This is a genomic window from Mucilaginibacter sp. McL0603, from assembly GCF_049992945.1.
GTDB lineage: Bacteria > Bacteroidota > Bacteroidia > Sphingobacteriales > Sphingobacteriaceae > Mucilaginibacter.
The window spans coordinates 4,614,172-4,631,024 of the sequence record NZ_CP188251.1 but is presented as its reverse complement, the minus strand read 5'-3'; the positions used below and the strand labels follow the sequence as shown (position 1 = coordinate 4,631,024).

The 16,853-nt window shown below is 39.5% G+C and carries 18 protein-coding genes; 9 read left to right on the top strand and 9 right to left on the bottom strand.

The window, feature by feature from the left end; all coding sequences use genetic code 11:
- Positions 1-62: 62 nt before the first annotated feature.
- From ACPPVU_RS21175 to ACPPVU_RS21135, 9 genes are all read right to left on the bottom strand, one after another.
- The gene (locus ACPPVU_RS21175; protein ID WP_426668733.1) at positions 63-2,024 is read right to left on the bottom strand and encodes a sialate O-acetylesterase; all 1,962 of its coding nucleotides are present in this window, start codon (positions 2,022-2,024) and stop codon (positions 63-65) included.
- 129 nt (positions 2,025-2,153) lie between these two features.
- The gene (locus tag ACPPVU_RS21170; RefSeq protein ID WP_426668732.1) at positions 2,154-2,939 is read right to left on the bottom strand and encodes a polysaccharide deacetylase family protein; all 786 of its coding nucleotides are present in this window, start codon (positions 2,937-2,939) and stop codon (positions 2,154-2,156) included.
- A 150-nt stretch (positions 2,940-3,089) separates the two neighbouring features.
- Entirely contained in the window at positions 3,090-3,470 is a 381-nt protein-coding gene (locus ACPPVU_RS21165; RefSeq protein WP_426668731.1) for a LiaF domain-containing protein, read from the bottom strand.
- A 125-nt stretch (positions 3,471-3,595) separates the two neighbouring features.
- Positions 3,596-4,441 carry a hypothetical protein gene (locus tag ACPPVU_RS21160; protein ID WP_426668730.1) on the bottom strand — a complete coding sequence of 282 codons (846 nt, stop codon included), beginning with the start codon at positions 4,439-4,441 and terminating at the stop codon, positions 3,596-3,598.
- A 13-nt stretch (positions 4,442-4,454) separates the two neighbouring features.
- Positions 4,455-5,858: an MBOAT family O-acyltransferase gene (locus ACPPVU_RS21155; RefSeq protein WP_426668729.1), complete on the bottom strand. Its 1,404-nt coding sequence runs from the start codon at positions 5,856-5,858 to the stop codon at positions 4,455-4,457.
- Between the two features lie 433 nt (positions 5,859-6,291).
- Positions 6,292-7,149, bottom strand: coding sequence for a hypothetical protein (locus tag ACPPVU_RS21150; RefSeq protein ID WP_426668728.1), 858 nt, complete (start codon positions 7,147-7,149; stop codon positions 6,292-6,294).
- A 1-nt stretch (position 7,150) separates the two neighbouring features.
- The gene (locus ACPPVU_RS21145) at positions 7,151-8,554 is read right to left on the bottom strand and encodes an MBOAT family O-acyltransferase (protein ID WP_426668727.1); all 1,404 of its coding nucleotides are present in this window, start codon (positions 8,552-8,554) and stop codon (positions 7,151-7,153) included.
- Positions 8,555-8,947: 393 nt separating this feature from the next.
- Complete coding sequence (locus ACPPVU_RS21140) at positions 8,948-9,430, bottom strand: SRPBCC family protein (RefSeq protein WP_426668726.1); 483 nt, start codon at positions 9,428-9,430, stop codon at positions 8,948-8,950.
- A 40-nt stretch (positions 9,431-9,470) separates the two neighbouring features.
- Entirely contained in the window at positions 9,471-9,851 is a 381-nt protein-coding gene (locus ACPPVU_RS21135; RefSeq protein WP_426668725.1) for a VOC family protein, read from the bottom strand.
- Positions 9,852-9,972: 121 nt separating this feature from the next.
- Between ACPPVU_RS21135 and ACPPVU_RS21130 the strand changes: the two genes are divergently transcribed.
- The 9 genes from ACPPVU_RS21130 (at position 9,973) to ACPPVU_RS21090 (ending at position 16,736) form a co-directional block, all read left to right on the top strand.
- Complete coding sequence (locus tag ACPPVU_RS21130) at positions 9,973-10,956, top strand: GlxA family transcriptional regulator (RefSeq protein ID WP_426668724.1); 984 nt, start codon at positions 9,973-9,975, stop codon at positions 10,954-10,956.
- 316 nt (positions 10,957-11,272) lie between these two features.
- A complete protein-coding gene (locus ACPPVU_RS21125; RefSeq protein WP_426668723.1) occupies positions 11,273-11,467 on the top strand; it encodes a hypothetical protein in 195 nt (64 codons plus the stop codon).
- A 261-nt stretch (positions 11,468-11,728) separates the two neighbouring features.
- Positions 11,729-12,592 (top strand): sigma-70 family RNA polymerase sigma factor, encoded by an 864-nt coding sequence (locus ACPPVU_RS21120; protein ID WP_426668722.1) that lies wholly within the window; start codon positions 11,729-11,731, stop codon positions 12,590-12,592.
- 125 nt (positions 12,593-12,717) lie between these two features.
- Positions 12,718-13,158, top strand: a complete 441-nt coding sequence (locus ACPPVU_RS21115; protein WP_426668721.1) for a carboxymuconolactone decarboxylase family protein — start codon at positions 12,718-12,720, stop codon at positions 13,156-13,158.
- Between the two features lie 135 nt (positions 13,159-13,293).
- On the top strand, positions 13,294-14,049 hold the full coding sequence (locus ACPPVU_RS21110; protein WP_426668720.1) for an SDR family oxidoreductase: 756 nt from the start codon (positions 13,294-13,296) through the stop codon (positions 14,047-14,049).
- 71 nt (positions 14,050-14,120) lie between these two features.
- Positions 14,121-15,053, top strand: coding sequence for an alpha/beta fold hydrolase (locus tag ACPPVU_RS21105; RefSeq protein WP_426668719.1), 933 nt, complete (start codon positions 14,121-14,123; stop codon positions 15,051-15,053).
- Between the two features lie 45 nt (positions 15,054-15,098).
- Positions 15,099-15,680 (top strand): TetR/AcrR family transcriptional regulator, encoded by a 582-nt coding sequence (locus tag ACPPVU_RS21100; protein WP_426668718.1) that lies wholly within the window; start codon positions 15,099-15,101, stop codon positions 15,678-15,680.
- A 204-nt stretch (positions 15,681-15,884) separates the two neighbouring features.
- Positions 15,885-16,271, top strand: coding sequence for a group III truncated hemoglobin (locus tag ACPPVU_RS21095; protein WP_426668717.1), 387 nt, complete (start codon positions 15,885-15,887; stop codon positions 16,269-16,271).
- Between the two features lie 12 nt (positions 16,272-16,283).
- Positions 16,284-16,736, top strand: coding sequence for a hypothetical protein (locus ACPPVU_RS21090; RefSeq protein ID WP_426668716.1), 453 nt, complete (start codon positions 16,284-16,286; stop codon positions 16,734-16,736).
- Positions 16,737-16,853 lie beyond the last annotated feature (117 nt).

The following is a 16,853-nucleotide window of genomic DNA, read 5'->3' as shown; positions in this document are numbered from 1 at the left end:
GTTCGAAGTTTATAAACTTCGAACGCCTATGCCTGTAGTTTGTAACTACAGGCAGGAATACATTATTCAAACTTCTTGTTATCTGACAACCCTTTCCAATTATCCGAACGGAACGAATTAACCGGGAAACCTTGCTTATTGAAAAGATTGGCATCGATGGGGGCGTCGGTCCAGGCGTAACGTACGGCTACGGGTTGTTTTACCTGATCGCACCATACTTTAACTTTATTGCCGTCAACGATGGTCGCTTGTGCGAAGTAGAATTTATGGTCGGCCCCTGCCAGTTCAAAGCCTTTCAGGTAGTTGTATTTATCTTTTATAATGAGTCCACTATCAGCATGTGTAAAACTTACTTCGGCATAGCCGTTTTTAAAAACTGCGGCACTAAACTGTGGACTCTCATAAAAACCGGGAAGATGATAGGTCATGGTTAGCGCTTTATTCGCCAGCCTTAAGCCTACATCGTATTTGTCTCTTGGATGAACATTATAAGCATCGCCAATATCAGTAGTAACCGCCATGCCGGTGTTAGGCAGGGATAACGTCATAGTTTGTGATTCTCTTAGCTCGGCCCAGTTACTGCCCTTATCGCTACCCTGGAAACCGCCAAATGAAGCCAGTTGAACAAACAGAAAGGGCATATCCTTTTTCCATTTATTGCGCCAGTCCGTTATCATCAGCGGGAAGGAAGTTCTGTATTGAAAAGCCCTTTCAACGTTGGCTTCTCCCTGGTACCAGGTTGCCCCGGCAATGGCATAAGGTATCAAAGGGTTGATCATGGCATTATAAAGCGTATAGCCGGTATTGTTTGGCAGGTAATCAAAATGATAGGGTTTGCTCAGATCGGGCATATTGTGCCAGTGATCGTCTGCCAGGTTTACTGTGGTATCCGGGAAGCTTACATACAAGTCATTACCCGCACCGTTTAAGCCTACACCAAACCATGCAGGATTTTTTTGTTGCGATTGCAGTTGTATCAGCAGACTGTTATCACCGTTTTTCCATGTCCCGGCAGGCAGTTCAAATTGTGCATTGGCAGGCATTGCACCATTGCTGATCAATTTTCCGTCGATATAAATGGCCATATCAGCATCGCTTTGCCCTAAACGCAGGGTTGATTTACGTGTAGAGTAAACGCTATCCAGCTTAACAGTCCGCTGCATATACCCCTGACCGCGGTAAGAGTATAATCCCTGCCATTCCCACGCACCGGGAGCATTGCCTTTTTGCCAGGCATCAAAGAATGAAGCAGGCTGGGCCGCCAATTGTTCAGGCGTATAATTAACCACCTCTTTGCCACGATAGGCATAATTCCTTAACTGGCCATCGAGCCTTTTTTTAACATCATCCCATGTAGCAGGAAGTTTTTTTGCAGCATCGGTCATTTCTGGATTATTCAGCAGGGCATCCTTACTTATCCAGGCCTCTACCTGTGTCCCGCCCCAACTGCTGTTGATCAGTCCCACAGTAACATGCAGCTGTTGTGCCAGCTTCTTTGCAAAAAAGTAGCCTACAGCAGTAAAATCAGCAACGGTATTGGTATCTGCCTTTACCCACTGACCGCCGGCCAGGTCTTTCTCAGGTTCCAAACTCATCTTATTAGGCACCTTGAAGTGACGTATAGGCTGTTGTGCAGCGATCTTTTGTTCAGCTTTAAACCCGAGAACGCTCTTTAAAGGCAATTCCATATTCGACTGACCAGAGCAAAGCCAAACCTCGCCCAGCATCACATCGCTATAGATTACTTTTTCTTTTCCTGATGTAACCTTCATGATATAAGGACCACCGGCGGGCATCGGTTTTAATATCACCCTCCAGTTACCCTGTTCATCAGCTTTTGCACTTGCAGATTGCCCGTTGATATTAATAATGACTTTAGCACCCTTGTCGGCCCATCCCCAAACGGGTACGTCCTGGTTACGTTGCAGCACCATGTGGTCGCCAAAAATTCTGGCAATAGTTAACTGTGCCTGGCTTTGAAGAAACAGGCAGCATATAAAAAGAGTGATAAAAAAAGATCTCATGCAGGTTTTAGTTTGGAATTGAAATGCCAATATAAATCAATAAGCCCTAAATGTAAACCTAAAAAGCGCTTTATATAAGCATTGTTACCAATTGAGGATTTTATGTTAAATGCGTATCAGTATATGGTATTATTTTGCCTTGTCAACATTGGTAGCATAATCCATTGCCTGCTGAAAGGTGGTTACCCAGATGTTTTTTTTATTCTTTTTTAAATAATCCAATAGCTCCCGGTGTGCATCGGCAGATATGGTAAGATAATCGCCGCCAACACCATGAAGCATCAATATACCCATGCCGCCGCTCTGCTCAACCCGTTTAACAAAAGCAATGAGCTTAGTTCCCGTTGCATTGTCTTCTATTCCGTAGGATGGTATTTGCAGCAGATCGAGGTTTTTAAAATTAGTGATCACCGCATCCATATCACCTCCTACACGCGCATACTTAACCAGGCCATATTTTCTGAGTGTATCAACATAACTTTTACCATTGCCAACAGTGGTTTCAGTACAGGGATAGGCATAAGTGCGGGTGGTTTTGCCATCAACGGCATACAAAAAATGGTTCATTACATCTATCTCGCGGATCATCTCATAAACAGTATAATTATCAGAAATAACAGGGTTGTCATTCCCGCTTGCGCAGGGATGATAGATGGTGTGATTCCCCAATTCATGCCCTTTTTTACTTAATGCACGCCATTTGGGTATGGTTTGTTTATCAATATCTCCCGTCAGAAAAAAGGTAGCCTTCAGATGGGCCGCATCCAGTTGTGGCACGGCTATATCTAATTGAGACTGCAAAGCATCATCATAGGTGAGTACAATAGCAGCCTTTTTGTCACCTGGCCATTCAATTTTTTCCTGCGCTTGTGCGGCAAAATTTAACAGTGATAGAAATAGAATAAGTCTTTTCATGATCAAGGATATTGGCGTAAACAAATACGATAATAAAAGGATTTATTACAGGCAAAAATATTCGGCAAGTATTATTAATTTCAATCGGAGATCGATTGATCAGGGAGGTGACATACTGGAGAATAGGTTCAGCACCAGGTATATAAGAGTTTACAGATCCAACCCGTTATGGATCTCAACATTCGCGCACATAGAAGTGCCCTTTAGCACCAGCACTTTATCAGAATTTTTGGTTTGATATTTATTATTACGGTAATCGTCTACCACTGCAAAAAGTTGCGACAGGTCTGTTTCTATGCGCCAATCGGCTGGTACTGCTATTGTAGTTTCGCCGAAGGCCTGTGAAATATCCAGTATAGCTGTACCTATAATGTCTGCATTGGTAAAGTCAAGCTCTGTGCTTCCAAACAGGTTGTTGATCTTTCCGCCTTTAAAATCTTTTGAAAGGATGGTCTTCTCGATACTGCTGAAAACAGAGTTCACGTTTAGATGATCTTCGTTATTTGGGATTACAGTTGGTTGAAAGTTCATGGCCTTAAATTTTAATGTGACTCAAAACTAAGGCGATAACGAGGCGAATAAAAGTTAAATCTTGTTAAATGATAAATGAAGTCGGTGAATGACGGGATTGAGTCGGTGAAAAATAAATAATCCAATTACTTATTATCCAGTTTATTAAAATAGTCCCTAAAATACTTTGCAAATACCCAGGCCGAATATTCATTAAGGTGGATACCGTCAGCTGTTCTGCAGATCGAGATCAGGCTTTCAGGTACAGGGACGTATTTGGCATCCGGGAAATTACGGGCATATCCTGCCCGTATCGCCTTAGATAATGGCAGGTCCAGCAGTACTTTGTTCACGGGCATTTGTAAAAAATATACCTTCGAACCCCTTTTTTCAACCGCATCCACATAAGCTTTTAATTGCGAAAGACTCCTTTTTATCATGTTGGTATCCGGATGACTGTATGCATGCTTCTGTACATCAATCATTGCTTTGAAAAAGGTGCCATTCTCCGTGTTATTCATATTGGTATCAATAACCTTCTTCGGCTTTTTCCTGTTTCGGAGCTTTCCCAATATTACGGATAAGGGTTGATCCCCTGACCTCAAGATAGGTATATACAGTTTTTCGGGATAAGTAAAACCGGGATCGAAATTTTTCTGAAAGCTTTCTTTTACCTCGTTAAACGAAAAATTTGTTTCAACAAAAATGAGAGGCGGTATCTTTTTCTTCATTAACAGAATTTTCAGGCCATCCTGTGCCCCGCCTCCTCTAAAAGAGAGGTTGTATATGCCTCCTATGCTATCCACGTCAATCCTTTCTGCCAATGATGAACCAACGATAACGCCCATCAAAGTATCGGTATTGCCATACAGGTAACGCTCGGCCGTTATGATATTTTTCTGTTCGTTGTACTGGCCAGCGTTAACAGCATTATTATTGAAATGAATAACTAATGTGTATCCAACCAGTAGTACTAACGTGGTAATAGCCATACGTTTTATCATACTAAAATTGGAAGTAAATAAATGACCCGGAAGGTCCGCTGTTAACAATGATCATGAACAATAAAAAACCATAAAACAGGTGCTGGTACTTATAGAACCACCTGGTCTTGTTAACCTTAAACACATAAAATAAGTGAAACAGGATAACAGGGAGCGAATACATGGTGATTAAAAACAACATGATATACTCATTGGATATACTTTTATTTTTACCAATAAACTTAAGGTACTCTATTGCATATTCAAAATGAGGCAGTTTAAAAAGCAACCAGGCAAGGGTCACAAAACCAAATACAATAAAGCCTTTTGCAATCTTTAACAGGGTAGTTTGTTTAACAGGCTTGGTTACCTGGCCCACAAACCTTTCAACAGCAAGCGCCGATCCATGAAATGTTCCCCATACCAGGTACCTCCAGGCTGCCCCATGCCATAAACCACCTAATATCATGGTGGTCATTAAATTGGCATAGGTCCTGATATTGCCTTTTCTGTTGCCACCAAGCGGGATATATAAATATTCTTTAAGAAAAGTAGAGAGTGAGATATGCCATCTTCTCCAGAATTCAGAAAAAGAAGTAGAGATATACGGGAAGTTAAAGTTTTGGATCAGGTCAAAGCCCAGTAATTTTGCCAGTCCTATCGCTATCAGTGAGTATCCTGCAAAATCAGCAAATATCTGGCAGCTATAGCCAAATAACATAAAGATGAGGTTTAACGGCGAGTACTCGATAAAATAGGGATAGGTAATCCAATAGGTTTGTGTACTCAGATTATCAGCAACTACCGTCTTCAAAAAATACCCGAGGACCAGCGTTTTTATGGCACTTTCCCACTTGATATCCGGGAAGTGTTTTTCTTTTATCTGCGGATAAAATTCATAGGCTTTTAATATCGGTCCCGAAACCAGGTGCGGGAAGAATGAGATAAAAAACAGGGTCTTTATAGAATGTTGTGTGACGGACTTATCAATTGTGAGGTAATCTCTGTGTTTATTTGAATAGACGTCAACCAGCAAGCTGATCCCCTCAAACGTATAAAACGATATCCCAATGGGCAGGGGTATGGTTAAAAGAAACTGACCAATATCGTTTGTAACAGGGAAAAATGTAACGGATATAAGCGGACTATACTTAAAAATAGCGAGTATAGTAATATTGATAATGACACCAGCGGTTACATAAAACTTTCTTAACCCCTGGTTACCATATACAACCTGGTAACTCGTAGTGATATTGATAGCTGCCGAAAACAACAAAAGCACAAGTAAAACGGGCTGGTTATAGCCATAAAATATCAAACTGGAGATAATTAAAATAGGTATCTGATATTTTTTTAATTGCGGAATGTAGAAGACTAAGAAGGTAACTATAAATAACTTAACAAAAATAAAGCTGTTAAATAGCATGCGACGGGGTTTAGGTTATAAGCTATTGTAGTTTATCAGTACTAGATCAAATTTCTACAAACACTCTGAAAACAATGCATTAGGGACAAAAATAACATTTTTACCGAAACTGACGAGATCGTACAATAATGATTTGTTTACAATAATTGCCTTTAATCAATCTTATAATTCTTTTTTAGATAAGCGATAAGATGAGTACAATATATACGGTGATCTTCAAGCAAGTTGATATAGTTTTTTAATACTATGGTCATCATCCAGCTTTGGTTGTAAAAACCATCTATCTTTTCTTTATCATTTGTGATCAGCACCCGCGTGGATGACTTGTTTGATCTTGTTAAATGAAGTCGGTGAATGACGGGATTGGGTCGGTGAAAAAATAAATCAGTTTTAATTTTAGGCGGCAACACAGCGTTCTAATTGCGTTGATCAATTATTTACTCTCCAGTTTATAAAAATAATCCCTAAAATACCTGGCAAGTACCCAGGCAGAGTATTCATTAAGGTGGATACCATCAGCCGTTTCAAAATTTGAAGTCAGGCTGTCAGGAATAGGGACATATTTGGCATCCGGAAAATTACGGGCATATGCTGCCCGTATTGCCTTAGATAACGGCAGATCAAGCAGTGCTTTGTTCACAGGCATTTGTAAAAAATACACCTTTGAACCTCTTTTCTCTATTGCATTTACGTAAGCCTTTAATTCTAAAAAAGTCTTTTTCATCTTGTTGGTATCCGGATGATTGTACAGATCCTCCTGTTTACTCAGCATAGTCGTAAAAAGAGGATTGTTCTCCGTATTATTCATGCTGATATCAATAATCTTCTTCGCTTTTTTTCTGCTTCTGAACGCTCCTAAAGCAAAAGATACAGGTTGATTTTCTGACCGTAGTATAGGTATGTGTAATTTTTCGGGATACTCAAAAGCGGGGTCAAAATTTTTCTGAAAATCCTCCCTTACACGGTTAGCCGAAAAATTTGTTTCAACGAAAACAAATGGTGGTATCTTTTTTTTCATTAACAGTATCTTCAAACCATCCTGGGGGCCATATCCTCCAAAAGATAAATTATATATTCCACGGATACTATCCACCAATACCCTTTCGGTCAATGATGAGCCGACAATAACACCTTTTAAAGTATCGGTATTACCATACAGGTAGCGCTCGGCTTTCATAATATTTCGTTGTTCACTGTACTGGCCTGCGTTGAAGGCATTGTTATGGAAATGAATAATCAACGTGTATCCAACCAGTAATATCAGTGTGGTAATAGCTATACGTTTTATCATACTAAAATTGGAAGTAAATAAATGATCCGGAAGGGCCGCTGTTAACAATGATCATGAACAATAAAAAACCGTATATCAGGTACTGATATTTATAGAATACTTTGGTTTGATTGACCTTAAATACATAAAATAAATGAAACAGGATAACCGGAAGCGAATATATAACGATTAAAAACAGCAGGATATACTCATTGGGTATACTCTTGTTTTTCCCGATAGACTTAAGATATTCTAACGCATATGAAAAATTCGGCAGTTTAAAAAGCAACCAGGCAAGGGTTACAAAACCAAATACCATAAAGCCTTTTGCTATTTTTAGCAGGGTGGTTTGTTTTACCGGCTTGGTTACCTGGCCAACAAACCTTTCAACCGCAAGTGCCGACCCATGGAACGTTCCCCATACTAAATAACTCCAGGCTGCTCCATGCCACAATCCACCTAGAATCATGGTGATCATCAAGTTCGCGTAAGTTCTGATATTCCCTTTCCTGTTACCACCCATCGGGATATATAAATATTCTTTAAGAAAGGTAGACAGCGAGATATGCCATCTTCTCCAGAATTCGGAAAACGAGGTAGAGATATATGGAAAGTTAAAGTTTTGGATCAGGTCAAAGCCCAGCAATTTTGCTAATCCTATCGCTATCAGGGAGTATCCTGCAAAATCTGCAAATATCTGGCAGCTATAGCCGAATAACATGAAGATGAGGTTTACCGGCGAATAACCAATAAAGTAAGGATAGGTGATCCAGAAGGTCTGCGTGCTTAGATTATCTGCCACTACTGTCTTCAAAAAATACCCGAGGATCAGCGTTTTTATGGCACTTTCCCATTTGATATCCGGGAAATGTTTTTCTTTTATCTGCGGATAAAACTCATAGGCTTTTAATATCGGTCCCGAAACCAGATGCGGGAAGAATGAGATAAAAAATAAGGTCTTTATCGAATGCTTTGTAACTGATTTATCAATCGTCAGGTAATCCTTATGCTTATTCGAGTAAACGTCAACCAATAAACTGATCCCCTCAAATGTATAAAACGATATACCTATAGGTAGGGGTATGGTTAAAAGGAATTGACCAATATCATTTGTAGCAGGGAAAAATGTAGCGGATATAAGCGGGCTATACTTGAAAACAGCAAGCAAAGCAATATTGATGATAACACCCGAGGTCACATAAAACTTCCTTAAACGCTCTTTACCATAAACAACCTGGTAACTTGTAGTGATATTAATAGCAGCAGAGAACAATAAAAGCAACAATAGAATAGGCTGGTTATAGCCATAAAATATCAAACTTGAAATAATTAAAATGGGTATCTGATATTTTTTTAATTGTGGAATGTAAAAGACTAAAAAAGTAACTATGAATAACTTGACAAAAACAAAACTGTTGAATAGCATCTGAAGGGGTTTTATATTATAAAAAGTAATTATAGTTCATCGGCACACCGCCAGATATTCAGCATGAAATTTTATTAGACCAATAATAAATCACGACCCATTTTGACGGGAATTCGGCATGAAAATTGGAACCGGGATAATCTATTTCACAAAATTATTGTATCCGTTCTTAGCCCCTTCGTTCCCTTAATTCAACGAAACTTGACCTGCAATTTTTCACAAATATTTTGAAGACAAAGCATTGGGGGTAAAAATAGTATTTTTACCGAAATTGATGAGGCTGCACAGTATTAATTTATTGTAATATTTATAATAATTACCTAATCTGCCTCATAAGTCTTTTTCAGGAAGCAATTGAATGGGTGCAGTATTTAAGGTGGTACTCCTTTTAACTTAGTTCAGGTAAGCACCGAGCCATTCGAGGTAACGTTCCCAGCCTTCTGTGTGGTCGTAAGCTGCCTGGTTACAGCCAATGAAGCCTTCGTGGCGTACAGTTAAGCGTGTGCCACTATCAATCGGGTCGATGAGATAAGTAACCCTGGTATCGCGTCTGCCAAGTACCGGGTAATCCCAATCGTACCTGCGTGTTATAACAATTTTGTGAGGCTTTGCAAGCTCAATGAATTCTCCGCTTGCAGGTAATGCAGTACCATCCGGAAGTAGTACATTTAAGGTCCACGTACCACCTGCACGGAGGTCTGCCTTCCAGTCTCTGATAAGGTAAACTTCAGGTAATCCCCACCATGTCTCAACTTCATCTGTGATCAGCGCATTAAAAACTTGTTCTGGTAATCCTGCAACATCTGCCATTGCCAATATGATGCCTGTTTCCCTGTCGGCCACTGCTTTAGGAGAAAGTTTCTTTATATCGGTCATTTTACTTTGTGCTTAGTTTAAAAGCAAAGATCAATAATTCCTAAATATTTGAATGAAGTCCCATCCTGTTTCCTTCGGAGTCAATAAAATGAGCAATAAACCCGAACTCGCCATTTGCACCGTTCTTTGATTTAGGAAGAAGAATTTTTCCACCAGCTTTTTCAATTCTCGAAAGCGGTATGCTCAGATCTTCACCGCGGTCCATGTAAATGATTGCGCCCTTTTCATTGGGTTCATAACCATCGCCTTCAACAATTGCACCACCCGCACCCTGTCCTTCCATCTCGAGGGGGAATATAGCATACTTACCTCTTGGTATAGGCACCAAATTCATTGTTATGCCAAAAATAGTTTCATAGAAATTTTTTGCCCTGTCGAAGTTTTTTGCAGGTATTTCAACCCAATACATCGTGTTTCTCATCTTATTGGTTTTTGTTTGATTTGTTATAAAACAAAGGTATTGCCTTTGCCAGCAACTGGTAATGTGCAAATTAGACATTGTTAGGGGTTGATTTGGACAAGGATGTTTGGTAGGTTTGTTTATGATGAAACACGTCTCTATTTTGGTTCCCGAAGGTGATGGAAGCCTGATCGATATTATTGGATCCTATAAAGCATTTAATAGGGTCAATAAATATATGATGGATAACGGCAGGAAACCGATGTTCACCGTTCAATTGGTTGGCACAAAGACCCTAAGCATAGATGGCGGAATATTTTCAATTAAACCTGAGGTAAGTTTGGAGCAGGTAACCAAAACAGATTTGGTCATTATCCCCGCTATGGGATGGAATTTCTCAGCAACTTTAGCTGCCAATGAACATTTATTACCATGGATAGTTGATCATTACAGGCGTGGTTCCGAGGTAGCCAGTATGTGTGTTGGTGGGTTTTTACTTGCTTCAACAGGACTCTTAAATGGCAGAAGCTGCTCAACCCATTGGATGGCAGCCGATACCTTCAGAAAAATGTTTCCGGAGGTAAATCTTGTTGTTGAAAAGATCATTACCGACGAACACCGGATATATACTAATGGTGGCGCACTTTCATTTGTAAATCTGCTTTTATATTTAATTGAAAAATATTGTGGCAGAGATGTAGCTATTTTTTGTTCAAAAGTTTTTGAAGTGGATATTGACCGTCACTGCCAATCCACCTTTACAATGTTTACCGGGTTAAAAGACCACCAGGATGAAGAAATAAAAAAAGCACAATTATTTATCGAAAGTAATGTAGATAAAAAGGTATCTATAGAAGACCTGGCAGCCAGGTTGGGTGTAGGCAGAAGGAATTTTGACAGACGTTTTATAAAAGCTACTTACAATACACCGGTTGAATATTTGCAACGTGCGAAAGTAGAAGCAGCAAAAAAAGCATTAGAGCTAAGTCGAAAAACCATTAATGAAGTGATGTATGACGTAGGTTATACAGATTTGAAAGCTTTTCGTGAGGTGTTTAAAAAGATCACCGGATTAACCCCTTTAGACTATCGGAATAAATATAACAAAGAAGCGTTTGCGGTGTAAGTCCAAATTACCCTTTGTTGCAAAAAATCACCACTTCCTATTACATAATATCCTGATGATTGCCATACCCTATAAAACTTATACGATCTCCTATAAGGCGTGTATGGGCCTAAATTGTGATTGTTAAGCAAAAACAAAGCTTCCGGTGCTACCATATTTCGTTTAAATTTTAGCGAACTAACGAAATAAAGCGATTAAATATAGTTCGTGTTTTTTGTAAATAATTAATAATCAATATGTTGATATAATGGCACTGCTTTGGCATAAGAAAGAGCGGGAAGGTTAATATTATAGGGATCTGCTAAACGAAAAAAAGATGGAAATGATTTTTGTTTTTACCCACCTCGTTATGATTATCTGCTCAGCTGGCATTATATACATGTCAATTGCATTCGGCAGTAAGAATGAAGAAGAAGAAGAAAAGAAACCGGCTATCCCCGATGCTGAAAATCCGAAACCCATACAGGTAGCTGCAGGCTATTTAGAAGCTTTTGCAAAAATAACGTCTTGATGTAAACTGCGATACCCACAAATTAAATGAATTGCTTTATGACCAGCACAGGACATGTTTATTTAAAGAAGAAAACTATAAAACACATTTTTAATTCACAAATGGCAGTAAGAAATGTACTTATTGCCATTACATTTTGCCTGGTTTATTTGTTAGGTAAACATTACCACCCAATTCATAGCCCATCTGTATATGGTACAGGAAACATTAAGCATACAAAATATAGATAAAAGCATTTAGCCTATATTAAATCCATTCACTATGAGACAATTAGTTATATCAAAAAGTATTACCCAACGGGAGTACAAGTCGTTGGATAAGTATTTCAACGAGATAGATAAGATAGATTTGATAACAACACAGGAAGAAGTAATGCTTGCCCAAAAGATCCGCGAGGGTGATCACGCAGCATTGGAACGTTTAACCAAAACTAATCTGCGGTTTGTTGTATCGGTAGCAAAGCAGTATCAAAACCAGGGTCTTACTTTGGGCGATCTGATCAATGAGGGCAATATGGGCCTGATGATCGCTGCCAAACGCTACGACGAAACAAAAGGATTCAAATTTATTTCATATGCGGTATGGTGGATACGTCAATCTATCATTACAGCCATTGCCGAGCACGCACGGATGGTACGTTTACCTTATAACCAGCTTACATTATTGAGCAAGGTTTATAAAGCACTTGCAAAATTAGAGCAGGATCATGGCCGTAAACCATCCGTTGAAGAGTTGGCCGAATACCTGGAAATATCTCCCGAAAAAGTTGCGGAGATGTTAACCAAATCCAATTACAATCTTCAATCCATAGATGAGCCTTTTAGAGAAGATGACGAACATACCTTATTAGATATTCTGCAAAATAATGAATTATGTACAGATCGGTATGTTGTGCATGAATCTGTTACGACGGAAATACAGCATTCACTAAAAGTATTGAGTAAGCGCGACAGAGAATTGTTGGTATTGTTTTTTGGTTTAGGTACCTTCTCTCCGCTATCCCTTGAGGAAATTGGCAAAAGGTTCAACATTACAAAAGAACATGTAGGCAGACTAAAGGAAAAAGCGCTGAATAAGCTTAGACATTGTTCAAATGCTTCAGTTTTAATGTCTTGTTTGAGTTAATAGAACAACCAGATATATGATCCATACTACTTAATCCTTAATTGATACATTGAAACAATAAGTTATTTAAAGCAACTTTGTATTGTTGAGTTCAGCTGTCAGTCTTTCTTTAATGTATCAATACTATGAAAACCAGGTTTAATTTACTTTCTGCAATGCCAGGCGCTTATACGCCTTTATTAGAGTTCGATAAAATATTGGCAGATAGCGAACTGGATCCTATCCAGCACGAAATGATCAGGATACGTACATCGCAGATCAATGGCTGTGCCTATTGCCTTAATGCCCACACCAAAAACGCCCTTAAATATGGTGAACATCAGCAGAGAATATTTGTAATGAGTGCCTGGCGCGAAGCCCGAAACTGGTTCAGTGAAAAAGATCAGGCAATATTAGAACTTACCGAAGAAATAACGCTTATTTCACAGCATGGTGTTAGCGATGCCGTATTTGACAAGGCAGTTGAGTTATTTGGCGAAAAAGTTACCGCACAGATCATACTGGCAATCGTTGCTATGAACTCCTGGAATCGTTTAGCAATTGCATTCGGTAAGCATCCCGAATGAGTAATAACAATCTATTTATTTACCTATGAAAAACAACTATTAACAATATGACAATAAGACTATAAATTTATTTTGAAACGATCATTTCAAAATAATACCTTTGTACTGTCAATCATCAAAGACAATTAAAAGAAAATGAAAAATTTAACAAACAAAGTAGCCGTAGTTACAGGTGGTAATAGCGGTATAGGTTACGCAACTGCAAAGGAACTAGCCGAAGAAGGTGTAAAAGTGATCATAACAGGTCGCAACAAAACAGCTATCGAAAAAGCGGCAAACGAGCTTGGCGTAACAGGCATTGTTTCTGATCAAAGTAAATTAGAACAGATCGATCAGTTAGTTGCTGAAGTAAAAGGAAAATTTGGCAGGGTGGATATCCTGTTCTTAAATGCCGGTTTGGCAAGTTTCGCCCCTGTTGAATCTGCTACGGAAGAACACTATGATCAGATCATGAACTCGAATGTAAAAGGTGTTTACTTCACTGTTCAAAAATTTCTGCCAATAATTAATGATGGCGGTTCAATTATCTTCAATACCTCAGTAAATGCTGTTCTGGCTATGCCCGATAGCAGTGTTTATGCAGCCAGCAAAGCCGCTGTATTATCGATCAATAAAGTATTGGCCCGCGAGTTAGCTTCCCGTAAAATACGTGTAAACGCTGTTTCTCCTGGCCCTATTGAAACGCCTCTTTATGGAAAATTGGGACTGAGCGAAGAACAGGTAAACGGTTTCGGCAAAGTATTAGGTGAAAAGATATTGCTTAACCGTTTTGGCAAAGCCGAAGAGATTGCCCATGTAGTGAAATTCCTTGCTTCAGATGAATCTTCATTCATCACCGGATCAGAAATTACCGCCGACGGTGGCTTAACAGTAAACGCAGTAATATATTAATTTTTTTGTCCTTATTTGAAACATTCGTTTCAAATAAGGACATCCATTCACTCTAAAACAATTAAAAAAAAATGAAAAGATCAACAATCCTCGGCTTATCATTCCTGGTGGGAATGATTTTAAGCATCAATGCGTATGCACAATCTGATGCTAAACCGGCATCGCCACCGGCAAATTTTAAAAGTGCAACGGCCCATGTAAATGGGATCAACATTCATTACGTAATAGGAGGGAGTGGCGAACCCCTGGTTTTGGTTCATGGTTTCGGTCAAAACTGGTACATGTGGAACCGATTGTTACCGGAACTTTCAAAACACTTTACTGTTATCGCACCGGAACTGAGAGGTTTAGGTGAATCCGATAAACCAGATAGCGGCTATGACAAGAAAACAATGGCCAGCGATATACATGAATTAGTAAAACAGTTAGGTTATAACAAAGTCGATATTGCCGGTCATGATATTGGTATGATGGTAGCTTATGCATATGCTGCACAATATCCCACAGAAGTAAAAAAACTGGCTTTACTGGATGCCATTATACCCGGTGTTGAACCTATCTATAGTGAGTATTCGGCTAAAGCATGGTGGTGGGGTTTTTATTCATGGCCCGCTTCAGGCAAATTGGTTGAAGGGAGAGAAGGCTTGTTCCTGACTAACTTCTGGCCGGTTGTAGGCTATGTTAAAGATCCGTTCACTAAAGAAGAAACTGCAGAGTTTATCCGCGCCTACTCAAAACCTGGTGCAACTACAGGAAGCTTCCATTGGTTTGCCGCTTTTAATCAGGATGTGATTGACAACCACGAGCTAATTAAACACAAGCTGGAAATGCCGGTTTTAGCAATGGGCGGTGACCACAGTACCGGTGGTTTTTTTGCAGATCATATCAGGGTGGCTGCTGTTAATGTAACAGGAGTTGTAATTAAGGATGCTGGTCACTGGTTAGTACAGGAACAAACTGCGCAGGTGCAGCAGGCATTGCTTGATTTCTTCCTGGCTAAATAAAACCCGAATGCCGGTGCAGATATGTAAATTTGTGAGGATTGAATTATGGCAAGGAATAAAGAATTTGATGAAGAAGAGTTATTAGAAAAGGCAGTTAACCTTTTCTGGAGAAAGGGATATAATGCTACATCAGCGCAGGACCTGGTTGATGAACTAAAGATCAACCGGTCCAGCCTGTATAATACCTACAAGGATAAGAAAACACTTTTTCAAAAATCACTCAAAAAATACCAGGAGCAGCAAACCGCTGCCGTGATCACTATGCTGGCTAAAGCTGATGACCCTGAAAAGGCCATCAAAAAGGTTTTTGCAGCTCTTATAAAAGAAAGTAACGAAGATACTACCGCAAAAGGATGTTTTATGGTGAATACAGCTGTTGAACTGGCCGGGCAGGATGCGGAAATAGGTGCGCTGGTACACAATAATAATAAAAGTGTTGAGGACGCTTTGACAACAACAATAGAAAAAGGGCAACAGATGGGACAGTTCTCAACCAGGAATACTGCCCGTGCTTATGCCCGGTTTCTTTTTGGTAACATCAACGCTTTAAGAGTTATTGCGCGTTCCGGCGCTGATAAAAATGCGTTAAATGACGTTGCCGATATCGCATTAGCTGCTTTAAAATAATTATTTCTGATAATAAATTATTCAGGACCTGATGATCACCCTTAATAACTGGTCTTTTGATAAATAAGCGCCGGTCCAATGATGCATCGTCACTAATTTATTCCCGGTAATTGACTTATGAAACCAAATGAATAAGCATTACCTCGCTTAGGAAGTAATTTTTTACCTCCGTAAAAGATAAAAAGCTATTAAAATACTCTATATATGAAAGACGTTGAAGATATAACAGACATAAAACTATTTGTAGATGAATTTTACAGCAAGGTTCGCAAAGATGAATTGATAGGCCCTGTGTTTTCTTCAGTGATCACCGGCGACTGGCAGCCTCATCTGGATAAAATGTATGCCTTTTGGAATGCTGCTTTGTTTGGTGTAGCCGGTTTTAAAGGAAATCCATTTGCTAAACACGCACCACTGCCTATCGCGCAACCACATTTCGATCGCTGGCTTGAACTATTTGCCGCAACCATAGATAACCATTTTGAAGGCCCGGTGGCTGAGGATACAAAAAACAGGGCGGGACTAATGGCAGCAATGTTCGTTTATAAATTAGGGAAAATGAGTGGCGGTCCCGATAAAGTAATTGTTTAAATATCACAATGAATGAATAACCAGCGATCACAAGCGATCCGGGGAATAGCAGCTATTTTCTGGCTTGGCTTTTTTATGGCGATCAGCTTTATGGAAGCACCACTAAAATTCACCGCACCGGGCATCACCGTAGCACAAGGTGTACAAATAGGCCGGATCGTTTTTAGTGTATTGAATAAATGCGAATGGGCCTTTTTGTTGCTGATCGTAATAACTTGTTTCGTTGATCGTCCGCGTACGCCGGTACTGTATTTTATTATAATAGCTGGCATAATTCTCCTGGCAGAGACTGTCTGGCTGTTACCGCAATTAGATATCCGGGCAACCCAATATATATCAGGGCATCAGCGGCAGGGTAAAGACATTCACTGGATATACATCCTTTTAGATATAGTGAAAATACCGCTTTTATTCATGATAGGCTGGCAAGAGGTCGCCTGTAAATGGCAGTCTGCCAAAACTTGAAATTAAATTTTATAATCTATGAGATTTCAAAGCTTATATCGTCCTGGCAAATACAGCACAGATTCAGTTTTCTGAAAGAAGGAGCTGATTATATTGAAGCCTTAAAAAATGTGTTTA

Excerpts from the sequence above, each read along its gene's own strand:
- ACPPVU_RS21175 (WP_426668733.1), bottom strand. The coding sequence starts at position 2,024 with ATGAGATCTTTTTTTATCACTCTTTTTATATGCTGCCTGTTTCTTCAA.
- ACPPVU_RS21170 (WP_426668732.1), bottom strand. The coding sequence starts at position 2,939 with ATGAAAAGACTTATTCTATTTCTATCACTGTTAAATTTTGCCGCACAA.
- ACPPVU_RS21165 (WP_426668731.1), bottom strand. The coding sequence starts at position 3,470 with ATGAACTTTCAACCAACTGTAATCCCAAATAACGAAGATCATCTAAAC.
- ACPPVU_RS21160 (WP_426668730.1), bottom strand. The coding sequence starts at position 4,441 with ATGGCTATTACCACGTTAGTACTACTGGTTGGATACACATTAGTTATT.
- ACPPVU_RS21155 (WP_426668729.1), bottom strand. The coding sequence starts at position 5,858 with ATGCTATTTAACAGCTTTATTTTTGTTAAGTTATTTATAGTTACCTTC.
- ACPPVU_RS21150 (WP_426668728.1), bottom strand. The coding sequence starts at position 7,149 with ATGATAAAACGTATAGCTATTACCACACTGATATTACTGGTTGGATAC.
- ACPPVU_RS21145 (WP_426668727.1), bottom strand. The coding sequence starts at position 8,554 with ATGCTATTCAACAGTTTTGTTTTTGTCAAGTTATTCATAGTTACTTTT.
- ACPPVU_RS21140 (WP_426668726.1), bottom strand. The coding sequence starts at position 9,430 with ATGACCGATATAAAGAAACTTTCTCCTAAAGCAGTGGCCGACAGGGAA.
- ACPPVU_RS21135 (WP_426668725.1), bottom strand. The coding sequence starts at position 9,851 with ATGAGAAACACGATGTATTGGGTTGAAATACCTGCAAAAAACTTCGAC.
- ACPPVU_RS21130 (WP_426668724.1), top strand. The coding sequence starts at position 9,973 with ATGATGAAACACGTCTCTATTTTGGTTCCCGAAGGTGATGGAAGCCTG.
- ACPPVU_RS21125 (WP_426668723.1), top strand. The coding sequence starts at position 11,273 with ATGGAAATGATTTTTGTTTTTACCCACCTCGTTATGATTATCTGCTCA.
- ACPPVU_RS21120 (WP_426668722.1), top strand. The coding sequence starts at position 11,729 with ATGAGACAATTAGTTATATCAAAAAGTATTACCCAACGGGAGTACAAG.
- ACPPVU_RS21115 (WP_426668721.1), top strand. The coding sequence starts at position 12,718 with ATGAAAACCAGGTTTAATTTACTTTCTGCAATGCCAGGCGCTTATACG.
- ACPPVU_RS21110 (WP_426668720.1), top strand. The coding sequence starts at position 13,294 with ATGAAAAATTTAACAAACAAAGTAGCCGTAGTTACAGGTGGTAATAGC.
- ACPPVU_RS21105 (WP_426668719.1), top strand. The coding sequence starts at position 14,121 with ATGAAAAGATCAACAATCCTCGGCTTATCATTCCTGGTGGGAATGATT.
- ACPPVU_RS21100 (WP_426668718.1), top strand. The coding sequence starts at position 15,099 with ATGGCAAGGAATAAAGAATTTGATGAAGAAGAGTTATTAGAAAAGGCA.
- ACPPVU_RS21095 (WP_426668717.1), top strand. The coding sequence starts at position 15,885 with ATGAAAGACGTTGAAGATATAACAGACATAAAACTATTTGTAGATGAA.
- ACPPVU_RS21090 (WP_426668716.1), top strand. The coding sequence starts at position 16,284 with ATGAATAACCAGCGATCACAAGCGATCCGGGGAATAGCAGCTATTTTC.